Source organism: Bacillus mesophilus (assembly GCF_011008845.1).
GTDB lineage: Bacteria > Bacillota > Bacilli > Bacillales > SA4 > Bacillus_BS > Bacillus_BS mesophilus.
Genome location: NZ_JAAIWM010000007.1, coordinates 95350 through 107440 on the forward strand (window position 1 = coordinate 95350; position 12091 = coordinate 107440).

15 protein-coding genes are annotated in these 12091 nt (G+C 36.5%); 4 read left to right on the plus strand and 11 right to left on the minus strand.

What is annotated here, in order from left to right; genetic code table 11:
- Window positions 1-80 precede the first annotated feature (80 nt).
- Window positions 81-1001, plus strand: coding sequence for a selenium metabolism-associated LysR family transcriptional regulator (locus tag G4D63_RS17315; protein WP_163181047.1), 921 nt, complete (start codon window positions 81-83; stop codon window positions 999-1001).
- A gap of 129 nt (window positions 1002-1130) precedes the next feature.
- Here G4D63_RS17315 and G4D63_RS17320 read toward each other — a convergent pair whose 3' ends face one another.
- From G4D63_RS17320 to G4D63_RS17355, 8 genes are all read right to left on the minus strand, one after another.
- Window positions 1131-2033 carry a DMT family transporter gene (locus G4D63_RS17320; protein ID WP_163181049.1) on the minus strand — a complete coding sequence of 301 codons (903 nt, stop codon included), beginning with the start codon at window positions 2031-2033 and terminating at the stop codon, window positions 1131-1133.
- A gap of 130 nt (window positions 2034-2163) precedes the next feature.
- Window positions 2164-2637 carry a GNAT family N-acetyltransferase gene (locus G4D63_RS17325; RefSeq protein WP_163181051.1) on the minus strand — a complete coding sequence of 158 codons (474 nt, stop codon included), beginning with the start codon at window positions 2635-2637 and terminating at the stop codon, window positions 2164-2166.
- Between the two features lie 49 nt (window positions 2638-2686).
- Complete coding sequence (locus G4D63_RS17330) at window positions 2687-2932, minus strand: hypothetical protein (protein ID WP_163181053.1); 246 nt, start codon at window positions 2930-2932, stop codon at window positions 2687-2689.
- A gap of 135 nt (window positions 2933-3067) precedes the next feature.
- Window positions 3068-3484 (minus strand): FosX/FosE/FosI family fosfomycin resistance hydrolase, encoded by a 417-nt coding sequence (fosX, locus tag G4D63_RS17335; protein WP_163181055.1) that lies wholly within the window; start codon window positions 3482-3484, stop codon window positions 3068-3070.
- Window positions 3485-3778: 294 nt separating this feature from the next.
- The gene (locus G4D63_RS17340) at window positions 3779-4996 is read right to left on the minus strand and encodes a dicarboxylate/amino acid:cation symporter (protein WP_163181057.1); all 1218 of its coding nucleotides are present in this window, start codon (window positions 4994-4996) and stop codon (window positions 3779-3781) included.
- A gap of 21 nt (window positions 4997-5017) precedes the next feature.
- Window positions 5018-5410, minus strand: a complete 393-nt coding sequence (locus tag G4D63_RS17345) for a RidA family protein (RefSeq protein WP_163181059.1) — start codon at window positions 5408-5410, stop codon at window positions 5018-5020.
- Between the two features lie 66 nt (window positions 5411-5476).
- Window positions 5477-6706, minus strand: a complete 1230-nt coding sequence (locus G4D63_RS17350; RefSeq protein WP_163181061.1) for a threonine synthase — start codon at window positions 6704-6706, stop codon at window positions 5477-5479.
- Window positions 6707-7049: 343 nt separating this feature from the next.
- Entirely contained in the window at window positions 7050-8075 is a 1026-nt protein-coding gene (locus G4D63_RS17355) for a glycoside hydrolase family 5 protein (RefSeq protein WP_163181063.1), read from the minus strand.
- Between the two features lie 290 nt (window positions 8076-8365).
- Here G4D63_RS17355 and G4D63_RS17360 point away from each other — a divergent pair, with 290 nt between their 5' ends.
- The 3 genes from G4D63_RS17360 to G4D63_RS17370 all read left to right on the plus strand — a co-directional run bounded on the left by G4D63_RS17360 (window position 8366) and on the right by G4D63_RS17370 (window position 10496).
- Window positions 8366-9052 carry a CPBP family intramembrane glutamic endopeptidase gene (locus G4D63_RS17360; protein ID WP_163181065.1) on the plus strand — a complete coding sequence of 229 codons (687 nt, stop codon included), beginning with the start codon at window positions 8366-8368 and terminating at the stop codon, window positions 9050-9052.
- A 69-nt stretch (window positions 9053-9121) separates the two neighbouring features.
- The gene (locus G4D63_RS17365) at window positions 9122-9373 is read left to right on the plus strand and encodes a hypothetical protein (RefSeq protein ID WP_163181067.1); all 252 of its coding nucleotides are present in this window, start codon (window positions 9122-9124) and stop codon (window positions 9371-9373) included.
- Between the two features lie 235 nt (window positions 9374-9608).
- Window positions 9609-10496, plus strand: coding sequence for an AraC family transcriptional regulator (locus G4D63_RS17370; protein ID WP_163181069.1), 888 nt, complete (start codon window positions 9609-9611; stop codon window positions 10494-10496).
- 70 nt (window positions 10497-10566) lie between these two features.
- On the opposite strand, the gene G4D63_RS17375 is transcribed toward G4D63_RS17370, so the two are convergent.
- The 3 genes from G4D63_RS17375 to G4D63_RS17385 all read right to left on the minus strand — a co-directional run bounded on the left by G4D63_RS17375 (window position 10567) and on the right by G4D63_RS17385 (window position 11900).
- Window positions 10567-10809, minus strand: coding sequence for a hypothetical protein (locus G4D63_RS17375; RefSeq protein ID WP_163181071.1), 243 nt, complete (start codon window positions 10807-10809; stop codon window positions 10567-10569).
- Window positions 10810-10869: 60 nt separating this feature from the next.
- Window positions 10870-11268 carry a hypothetical protein gene (locus tag G4D63_RS17380; protein ID WP_163181073.1) on the minus strand — a complete coding sequence of 133 codons (399 nt, stop codon included), beginning with the start codon at window positions 11266-11268 and terminating at the stop codon, window positions 10870-10872.
- Between the two features lie 71 nt (window positions 11269-11339).
- Complete coding sequence (locus G4D63_RS17385; RefSeq protein ID WP_163181208.1) at window positions 11340-11900, minus strand: hypothetical protein; 561 nt, start codon at window positions 11898-11900, stop codon at window positions 11340-11342.
- Between the last annotated feature and the right edge of the window lie 191 nt (window positions 11901-12091).

Consider the following 12091-nt stretch of genomic DNA (forward strand, 5'->3'; position numbering starts at 1 on the left):
CTTATCTAACAAAGGCGGTCTTTTTCCATGTGCAATTAATATACTTTCTATAGAAAGCTTGTCTAGAAAGGGGGTTTGAGATGAACCTTGAACATGTAAAGGTGTTTTATATCGTTGCAAAGGGTAACAGTTTTTCAGAGACAGCAAAAATTCTACATCTCTCGCAGCCTAGTGTAAGCTTACAAATTCAACAATTGGAGACTTCTTTGTCTATAAAGCTTTTTGAGCGAACAACAAAGCGAATTACCTTAACACCTGCAGGTAAACTTTTATATAAGTATGCTGAGAAAATATTAAACTTAGTACACGAGACTAAACGGGAAATTTCCCTCTTGTCAGAGTCCATTCATGGAGATTTGAATATCGGTGCTAGTCTAACCATAGGCGGATATATCTTGCCATATATATTAGGAAGATATCAAAAGGAATTTCCTCATGTGAATCTACTTTTAAAAATGGACAATTCAGATGAGGTAATCGAAAAGCTGTATAATCAAGAAATTCATTTAGGGTTTATAGAATCTTATAATATTAACCGCGAAGTTCAACAGCTTCCCTTTATGGAAGATGAGCTTGTGATCATTGTAGCTTCTAGTCTATTTGATGCAAAGATTAACAAGAAAGAGATTACAGCGGATGAACTTTTCTCCCTACCGATGATTATGAGAGAACAAGGATCCGGTACAAGACAAGTTGTAGAAGAAAGCTTAAGGAGATTTCAGCTGAATCCAGCCGACTTAAATGTCATCCTAGAACTTGAAAATACGGAAGCAATTAAAGCCGCTGTTGAGTCTGGTATGGGAATCTCGATTATTTCTAGATCTGCCATTAAGAAGGAATTACAGTTGGGGGTTCTTCGTGAGCTTTTTATTCAAGATGTCCGAATGAAGCGTCACTTTACCTTGATCTACAAAGAAGAAGCACTTACCCTTCCGAGTGAGTCCTTTCTTGCGTTTATATCTCAATATTATGGGATAGAAAAATTTCCAAAAGAAGCATAGAAGGGATGCCATTCTAATAGTAACGGGTTGCATGGGAAGGCTTAAGAAAAAAGCAGAGCTATAAAACGCCTCTGCTTTTTTCTTCCCTACATTCTAATTTTCTTTTAAATATAGCCAAGTGACTATAAATTAATGAAAAGTTACAGGTACCTTCACTTTACTACGTTTTATTCTAAACCCTAAAGCAATTGAAGCTCCAAGACAACTAGATAGGCAACCAACAAATAAATAAATGGATGGAGTAGATTCACCAATCAAAACAGATGCAATTCCACCAATCACAGGAAATAGTGCTACGATATATCCACTTTTGGCTCCTCCAATTTTTTCAACAAGCTTTAAATAAAATAGCCAAGCCAAAAACGAAGCTACTACAGATAAGTATAGTAAAGCCGTTACATACGTAATTGTTGTTGGAAGTATTATTTCGTGTCCTTGAAAAAATACCATTGCGCCCATAACTATACTGCCTACTGTAAACCCTATTGCATTAGCATAGATAGGGTCTACCTTTTGTGTAGCATTTCTTGCTGAACTTGCATCTCCAATAGCTGTAAGAAATGTACCTAAACATGCAATCATAACTCCCTTCAAATCAACAAGACCTTGAAAATTATTAAACGTCGGATATATGAGGATACAAACACCTAATACCCCGAGTATCCCCCCAACTAAAATACGAGGGTGTAATTTTTCTTTTAAAAAAATACGGAGAGCGATTGGTGTTAGTATCACTTTTAAGGAAAAAATGATGGTTACAATTGCAGCTGAGCTTAAGATGGTAGCGTAATAAAGACAGAGATAACTTAACGCAAAGTTACAAATGCCAAAAACGATAACGAACGGAATATCTTTTCTTTTAGGTTTTCCCTTGGGTCTAAGTATAAAGATCAGGACTAAAAATAGTAAGGCTGCTATAACTAAACGCAATGCTAAGGATAATTCCAAACTAACTGGTGTACCTTGTATCTTTACTGCAATAAAATTGAGGCCCCATACGATTAAACAAAATATGTACATGAATTTTATCATTTTAAACCCTCGGATTTCTTACCCTTTTTGTTATATCTGGGATCAACTCCTATTCTCTTCGACAGAATAGGCACTAACATGCTAGGGCATTTCTTTACAATCACCCGTTGCTGAAGAAAAGTCACTATAGTTAATCAAGATATTTTATAAATAAAACTCTGTCTTGATTTGATCCGTCATAGTTGGTAAACACATCAATACCATCAATTTTTTTATCTCCACTTTCTATTTCAAATCCCATTTTGGTATGGTAGGCAATCGAACCTTTGTTAACAGGCGACGTTTCACAGCGGATTATATGACGTCCGTTTTGTTTTACCACATTAAAAAACTGGTTGTATAGCTCCTTCCCAATCTTATGTTTTCTGAAATCAGGATGAACTCCAACAAAGTGAATATATGACTCATCAGGTTGTGATTGGGACAGAAATCCAATAAGAAAGCCTACAATCTTCCCATCCTTTTCCGCAATAAAGCTTGTATTTTTAAAATGATCAAAAAATAATTTTGGCAACATATCAGACATATCTCTTCCACCCCACCACTCATTAATAAGTGGCGATAAAGTATAATAGTCTGATCCTCTCACTAAACGTAATTTCATTTACTTACCCCTTTAAGAAAAATGCTTTCTGTCTGATTGTGAAAAAAGATCACGTTATGGACTTTTGCTTCTTATCCCCTATTATTACAACAAACATATAAAGTGAGAAAGAAATGATCATCAATACTAAAGCTAACAAAGTCATTTGGTCTGATAATTTAATAAAGAAGCGATCAATCACACTAAAAATACTTACACTTATTATAAATCCAAATGCAATTGCTTTTCGCTTTTGATGATCCACCCCTTCCGAATACATAGTATATTTACTGAAGAGATATATTAAAAATGGCAAATAAAAGACTCCAATTAATATAAATATAAGCAACTTCTTCTCCCCTTTGAACTATTAGACTATTAATCTAAGAACTTAACTCACCATTTTACAATTATTGTTTTACCATCTTATTTGAATGCCTTATTTTAAGATTCACTCTTTACGATCCACTGCTTTATAAGAGGATAATCTTTCTTCTAATGTCCCTGTATGTAGTTCAAAAAGATTATGATCATAATCATAAAAATAAATAGAGTACCCTTCGCCTTTTATTCTTGGTCTTGGTGGTTTCATATCTAAGTTCAACTTTTTTACTTTATTTAGATACATATCTATATCTTCTTCTTTAATTTTAAAAGCAACATGATGGTAAGTTCTATTTACAATATCTTTATTTTCCATAACCGCTATCCATTGTCCTCCAATTATGAAAAACCTTTCTTTAGATAAAGAATGTATTTGATCTCCACTATAATAAACCTCTTTAGCTCCGAATAATTCTTTAAATAGTTCAGTAGTCTTGTCTAAATCTTTTGCAACAAAAGTGATATGACTTACACTTTCAATCATAATCAAAAATCCTTTCCTTTATCATTGGATCTTCTTTAATTGACGTATTGAAACGAATTATGTTTCATTTTCTTATAAATAAAACCCATTTAGTTACTTAAATCCTCTTGATTCATCACTTCGAAAATTTCAAAACAAATTCCTCATCCTTAATTATCTAATCATCCAAAAAATTTTCCACTAAAAAAGACAAACCAATAATGCCTAATGGTCTGTCTTTTAATTTTATATTTTAATGGTCAGTTAATATATAGCAGAGTCCCTTTTTTACATTTTTCATCCTTTATTTAGATATTAAACCGGTTGGCTATTGTCTGGAACAACGGTAGAATTCCTTTCCGAATTCTCTACGACCACACACGCAGAGGCATCACCAATGACATTTACACTGGTTCTCATCATATCTAGTACACGATCAATTCCAGCTATTAGGGCAATTCCCTCTAATGGGAGATTGACAGAGGTTAATACCATTGTCAGCATAACCATTCCAGCTCCAGGAACTCCAGCAGCTCCTATCGATGCTAATGTTGCTACTAGCGCAACCATCAACATTTGCATAAACGAAAGATCAACGCCAAAGTATTGAGCAATAAACAGGGTAGCAATTCCTAGGTAAATAGCTGTTCCATCCATATTGACAGTTGCTCCTAATGGTAAGATGAAGCTGCTGGTTTCTTTAGAAACGCCTAGGTTTTCTTGTGTGTTTTTCATCGTTACAGGTAACGTTCCTGAGCTACTACATGTTGAGAAGGCAACAGCTGCAGCTGGTGATATACCTTTGAAAAAATAGAGAGGATTCATCTTTCCAAATGACTTGACTGCGAGTGAATAAACAAATACCACATGAATGATAGCTGCAACTGCCATCGCGATAATGACTTTTATTAATGGTAACAATACCGATACCCCATAAGTCCCTACAATGGGTGCTAATAATCCAAAAATACCAATTGGAACTAATTTCATTACAATTGCGGTAATCTTATACATGACTTCAGATAGGCCTTCAAAGAAGTGTAGGACAGGGGTTGCCTTTTCTCCAACGATGATAATTCCGATCCCTAAGAAGATGGCAAAGAAGATAATTTGTAGGACAGATCCGGTTGCTAATGATTCAACAGGGTTGGTAGGAATAATATTTAATAATGTGTTAATCACACCAGGAGATTCTTTCGGTTCAGCTGCCGTTTCACTAAGAGTGATGTCGAGTCCAGAACCTGGGGAGAAGACCACTCCAGCACCTAACCCAATTGACACAGCAATCAAGCTAGTTAGTAGGTAATAAGCGATTGTTTTTCCACCTAAGCGGCTTAGTTTCTTCATATCCCCTGCACTCGTAATTCCTACTACGATGGTTGAGAGAATTAAAGGAACAATGATAAACTTGATTAATCGTAAGAATAAGTCCCCAAGAGGTTGCACAAACGAAGCTCTTTCTCCCATAATGACTCCCACGACTACGGCAAGGATAAATGCTACAGCAATTTGAAGCCCAAAATTCTTTTTCATCAGTTTTCCTCCTTTAAATTATTATTGATTACATCCTGAACTTTTGACAGCGATGATTTCAATCTCAATTTCTGCGTCTTTCGGTAGACGACTCACTTCAAAGGTAGCCCTTGCAGGATAAGGCTCTGATAAAAATGTTGAATAGACTTCATTAAAGGCTGAAAAGTCCTCTAACGACTTCATAAACACTGTTGCTTTGGCGATATGTTGATAAGAAAGGTCAGCTGCAGCTAGGATTGCCCCGATGTTTTTCATTACTTGTTCCGTTTGTACACCAATATCACCTTGAACTAATTCATTTGTTTGTGGATTAATAGGTAGCTGACCTGAGACAAAAACTACATTTCCAGTATCAATGGCTTGTGAATAAGGGCCTATTGCGGCAGGGGCTAGGTTGGTTTTTAATTCTTTCAAGTGTAATCACTCCTTTACCCAAAGTAATAAAACCTTTAATGATAGCGTTTTCATTTTAGACTTAGATTATTGTAGTGTTACATTTTTTGGCCCTATTTTCTCCTCCTTATTAAGCCTGGGAATTTCAACTTCCACTGTATTAGGATATTTGATTCCTGCCCCTGTATTTAGAACAACCACTTGATCAGTTGCTTGAATCCAGCCTTCCTTTCGTAATTGTCTTGCTGCTAGGAATGCTGCAGCCCCTTCTGGACAAACGAAAGCACCTTCTTTTTGGGAAATGAGCTTCAGTTCTTCAATAACATCACGATCATTAACGGAAACCGCGCAGCCTTCTGTTTCATAAACAGCCTGAAGAACTAAGAAGTCTCCTAATGCTTTAGGTACATTAATTCCAAAAGCAATCGTCTCAGAATCATGCCAAAACTCAGATTCTGTTTTTCCTTCTTGCCATGCCTTCACGATTGGTGCACAACCGTCTGATTGTACGGCTACTAATCTAGGCATTTTTTCGCCAATCCAACCTAATTGTTGAAGCTCTTTTAAAGCTTTATAAATACCAATTAAACCAACACCGCCACCAGTTGGATAGAGAATGACATCAGGAACCTCCCAACCTAGTTGTTCTGCAATCTCTAACCCCATCGTTTTCTTACCTTCAATACGATATGGTTCTTTTAACGTAGATACATCATAGAGATCATGCTCTTTTACAGCCTGAGCCACAATCTTCCCAGCATCACTAATTAAACCGTTTACTAAGTAAAGATTTGCACCAGCCACTGCACATTCATTTCGGGTAATCATCGGTGCATCAACCGGCATTACAATCGTGGAGGCAATTCCTGACTTTGCTGCATAAAGAGACCACGCGGCGCCAGCATTCCCATTTGTAGGCATGGCCAACTCTTTCACGCCTAATTCCTTTGCCTTCGACACTCCTACTGCAGCCCCTCTAGCCTTAAAGGTACCGGTTGGAATGACGCCTTCATCCTTCATATATAACAGAGGAATTTCCATATCCTCACCAAGCTTCTCCATTAACACTAACGGAGTCATCCCTTCCCCCATCGAAACGATATTTTCTTCCCTTTGCAATGGCAACAATTCATGATATCGCCAGAGATCATTTCTTCTTCCAACGAGGTCACTTGGCTTCCAATTCTCTTTCATACTAGTGAGGTCATATTCAACAAGCAAAGGCGCACCGCATTCACATAGATGCTGAACTTGATTCAAATCATACGTTAACGAACACTTTGGACAATATAAATGGGAAACATAACTAAACCTCATCACTTCTTCCTCCTCTTGCTATGTATGTATTACTCTTTCATTCATACTATTACAACAATGGTCAGTATTTTCCAAATATTTATAAATAACCTATGACTCTTTCTTATCCCGTCCATTAAGAAACTTAATAAATGGTAGGGACAAGACCTCGTTCGTTGGGACAAGGGGACAGGCACCTTGTCCCAGGTCTAAGAAGTCAGCACTCTACCTATTTTGAAACTGCCTTATTTCAGGATGTTCACGCTTTTTCTTTCAAAGCAGAAAAACCTGTCCCTTGGCGTAGACGTAGGCTAGCTTAGATAAAAAAAACCCTACCCACCTCTGCAGTGGATAGGGTTTAACCTTATTTCCCTAGTAATCTATCACGAATATAATGCCCCGCTTCTGTGATCTCTTCATCACTCCACACCTGGTCTTCACCTGGATCCATGTTCGTATCCGGCATTAAGACTGCAGAAGATTCATACTTGTTTGACGCAGACCAGTTTACCCAACTCACATGATGTTCATCAAGGAAATCTAACCACTCATCTGATTCTTCTATATAAGGACCATTATGTCCATTTGATTCACTTGTACCAAATTCAGAAACGAATACGGCAACACCATTTTCTAAAGCATACTTAGCATTATTCATTACATGCCCGTCGCTATGAGATCCAGAATAAAAGTGTAACGTATAAGCCGTGTTTGAATCATCAATCGGATCATCTGCAGCTAAATCAGGTCTTTGACTCCAGCTCGGCGAACCAACAAGAACTAGATTTTCATTACCATGATCACGAAGCATTTTAATAATTGGCTCTGCATAGGTCTTTACCTTTAACCAGCCTTCTCGATCATTCGTTACACCGTCTCCTCGCTCACTTGGTTCATTGGCTACTTCATAAATAATATTAGGATGGTTTGGATAAAGCGATGAAATCTCTTTAAAAAAGTCCATTGCACCTGCATAGTCTTCATGATTTGGATCTCCTGGATAATGCACATGCCAATCAACAATCACATAAAGATCATTAGCGATGGCAAGGTCAATTCCCTTAATCATTTTTTCCATCATCGCTTCTGGATTTTTAGCATATCCATTCTCGCCAATATACAATGGAAGTCGAACAACATTTGCATTCCAGTCATTTTTGAATGCAGCGAAAGCGTTTTCGTTTAAGATACTAGAGTACCATTGCAAACCATGAGCACTCATTCCTCTAAGCTGAACGACCTCTCCCTTTTCATCTACTAATACCTTCTGTCCCTCAACTTCAGCAATACTCAACTTACTGACAGAAGAAGAATTCATAAAAGTAAATACCATCACAATAATAGAAACTAAAACAATACCTATAATACCAAGACCCAATACTTTTTTCATGTGTTGTTACCTCCTAAAGAAAGCGGTTTCGTAATTCCTATTATATTCTTACTAGACTGAACTTTCTATAGAAACTTTTTGGGACGCAGGGACAGGTACCTTGTCCCAAAACAACACCTTCGGGGAGATTGAATCTTACCTTACCTACTGGATATTTATGTTAAAATCATGTAATAAGTATTTACGATTGTGATGAAAGTGGAAAGGAGGTAATTTTTCTGTTACTTGTTATTGCTGCTTTGTTTTTTTTAGGGATTACTGCGATCTCCTTTCAACAAGAAGTTCTGGCTATGTTTCCTATTTTGGGATTACTAATCTTTCTGTTAATAAATAGGGAAAAACGATTCATTACCTCACTGATGTTATCATTTCTAATAGGTTTTGTTGTATTCATGGTTGCTAATCACTTCGTTGGAGCACTATCCATTTCAAATGAAATTAAAATCATTCTTAACCGTCTTTTTCTTATTTTTATCCTAATAGGACTGGTCCTTAACTTCCTTTTCTATAAGAAGAAGATATCTTGGTTCAACAATAAGCCTGATTTGGAACATCATATAGACTTAAAGTTCCATAAAGTAAATGTGTTTTGTTTTTGGATGATTGGTATAGTTGTTAACGTAATGGTTTATTCAATTATTATTGTTCAACAGAAACTTGAGTTTACCCTATTGTTATTACTGTTTTGTTTATTCTTCTCACTCATAAACGCCTTTTTTGAGGAAGTGATTTGGAGAGGAATCATGCTTTCGGCTCTTAAGGAATTCGTGTCCACAGGATATGCTATTTTCGTTACAAGTATCGGTTTTGGACTTCTCCATCTCGCAATTGGTTTTTCACTACCTCTCAGTTTATTAATCTCAGTTGCTGGAATCATATACGCAGTCATTACCCTTAAAACAAACAGCATCTATCCTAGCATTGTCTTTCATATAGTAGTTAATATTGGCATGGTGTATAGCGGTTTTATTAATTAAGTATTGGGGACATAATGGAGAATACAACTTATGGGAATAGATTCTGTTTTATAAAAAGGAGTAATAATCATGTCTTTCAACTGGGAAAAATGGGAGAGAACTAGAAAATTGGGTCTAGTACGATTCGTACTACTGTATGGAATTTTATTATATGGAACCGTTGTGTTCTTCGTATTATTGGGACTTGCTGTTATCCTTCGTATAGACCAAACAATAACTGAACACATCACACGTGCACTCTTTTTAGGATTAGTTTTTGGGATTTATTATTATCTCACTACGGAGTCAAAGTACAAAAAACATATTAAAGATAAATCTTAGAACCATATAGCTTGATGGAAAGAGGATAGTCCTAGTTGACTATCCTTTTGTTTTTGTAGCAGTTCCTCATTTCCTCCTCGTATTTCTACCACGAACGATCCCCTTTAGTTTCCCAACTAAAATTTTACACATAGACTATCCATATCACGATTGTCATTGTACGCTAAAAATAGCAAAAAATGTTAAGAAGCATTTATAATATACTGCTATATTGGTTTTAGGGAGGTGGGCTGACATGGATTATGTCGCTAGCATCAGTCAGACACTAGATTATATTGAAAAGAATCTCCAGGAAACTATGACACTTGAAGACTTAGCAGAAATCGCATGCTTTTCTCCTTATCATTATCATCGAGTATTTCAAACCCTCGTTGGCGTATCCGTCATGGAGTATGTTAGAAAAAGGCGTCTTACGCTGGCTGCGGAACTACTCTATTATTCGGATGAAAAGGTGATTGATATCGCGATGGAGGTCGGTTTTCAATACCACGAGTCGTTTAACCGAGCTTTTAAAAAGTTCTACGGCGTCTCTCCTAATCAATATCGTACGGCGAATTCATTATCTGGCCCCCTACTTGGAAAGGCCTTCCTCAAAAAAGTAATCGTTCAAGGAGGACAAATCTTGGAACCAAAATTTATCACTAAGCCTGAATTTTATGTCATTGGGTATGAATTGAACACAAAGAACATTGATGGTCAGAATAATAAAGACATTCCGGAATTCTGGCAATTATATCTTCAAAAGAAGTTATATGAGAACATTCCAAATCCTCTAAACTGCAAAGAGGAATTAGGAATCTGCACGGATTTTTCTACTGAAACTGGAGAGTTTGTGTATGTAATTGGGGTGGAAGTACCAGAGGGAACTCTAGCACCGGAAGGGTTAGTTTATAGAACTTTTTCAGAGATGGAATACGTAGTGTTTACAACACCGGCATCAGATGATTCTACCTTTACCTCTTCCATTCAGTCCACATGGAATTATATATTCACTGAATGGTTTCCTAAGTCTGGCTATGAACATGCAGGATTTCTAGATTTTGAACTTTATGATGAAAGATGCCATGGTAAAGAGAATAAAGTGATAGATATCTATATACCGGTAAAAAAAGTTACAGCATAATTTTTTGAGGGACATAATCTTTTTATATGATAATGTCCCTGTCCATTTATTTAACGAGGTTATAGGGATATCAGCTAATGATCCTTAATAGCACATGTAAGCGGCCTGTAATCACGCTACTAATAACATGATTCTTATTTACTTCATTAATTACACCTTCTAGACTACTTGATTGATATTTGATCGTCCATTTTCCCATGCCAGTAGTCATCCAAGCAGTTGGGCCCAGTAACTTTCCATTTCTAACTATAAAACTATTACCATCCATACACTCAAGATAATCACCTGATTTAACTTCATCGACACTCACCATGTAAATTTCCCTCTTTACTTTACGAATTAAGAATCATAGACTTTAGGACCGATCCCCCAACTACTTACCCCTAGGCTCCCATATCCATTCTCCTTCATCACTTCCCACTACCGCATTTACTGTACGGTACCAACCGATTTCGGGTTTTCCATTCTTGTTAACTTTGACCTTATAGATCTGGTATTCAGCATCAGTGCTTATCCCGAATGACTCAAAAGGAGATTGGTGAACAGATACCTTCTCATATTCTACTAAGGTTCCACCTTGTTCGCTAACCGTATGAGCAATCTGCTCCTTCTGTTTCTCATTTATGACTTGAATCATGGTAGTAATCTGATAGCCTGTAAATAACACTGTTATGACAAGCAGCGGAAAGAAAATTTTTTTCTTTTTTAATAGGCCTGTCGTAATCAAACAAATAAACAATAAAACAAATATACTCGTTAACAAAAGTGCCATTAACTATTTTCACCTTCCAAAAGATAAGTAATGCTAATTTAATAGAAAATGCAGGAAGAAATACATAACAATTATTTTACATCCATCCCCGCTACATTCTTTGCTTTTTTAGGCCAAATATAATTAGAAACGGTAATCAAGAAGTCAATTCCTAAAATAACCGACCACACTTTTAGTAACTCTTGTAGAGCTAAGGTCCGAGCTGAATCATCAATGATATAAATAAGAGTAATCATAATCCCCGAACCAATTAGATACGCGATAAAATGCCTGATCCATCCTTTAAAGTAGTGATGAGCATATTCGGTACCATGTCTTTTGATTGGCTTAGCTCCTTCTTTCAAAAAGTAATATCGAAATCGGTCATCTGCCCAGGTAATCATACTTTTTCCAAACGCAATCGAGACCCCGATATATACAGCTGCAAGTGCATGTGCTACGGTTGCGGTTGCACCTTTGTATAGGTCAACACTCGTGAACACAAGCAAAAAGAGATCGATTACAGGAGTCAACGCTAAGAAAAACAGCCCCAATTTAGGGCGTCTAAAAACATAACGAGAACATAGTCCTGTTAAAATAACTAGCCAAAATGCAATTTCACATATAACAATCAACCAACCTATTAGATTTATGATAACCACCTCAAAATATATTATAATATAATTTTACCATTTATTTCTAAAATAGAACTCTTACTTTTTCGGGATTTAGTTCAGTTCTTGCAGCCAGACAACTGGGACAATGTACCTGTCCCTATGTCCCAATCAGGACAATGAATTTGTCCCAAAAGAAATTTCCAAATAAGTGAAACCAAAATGACTTT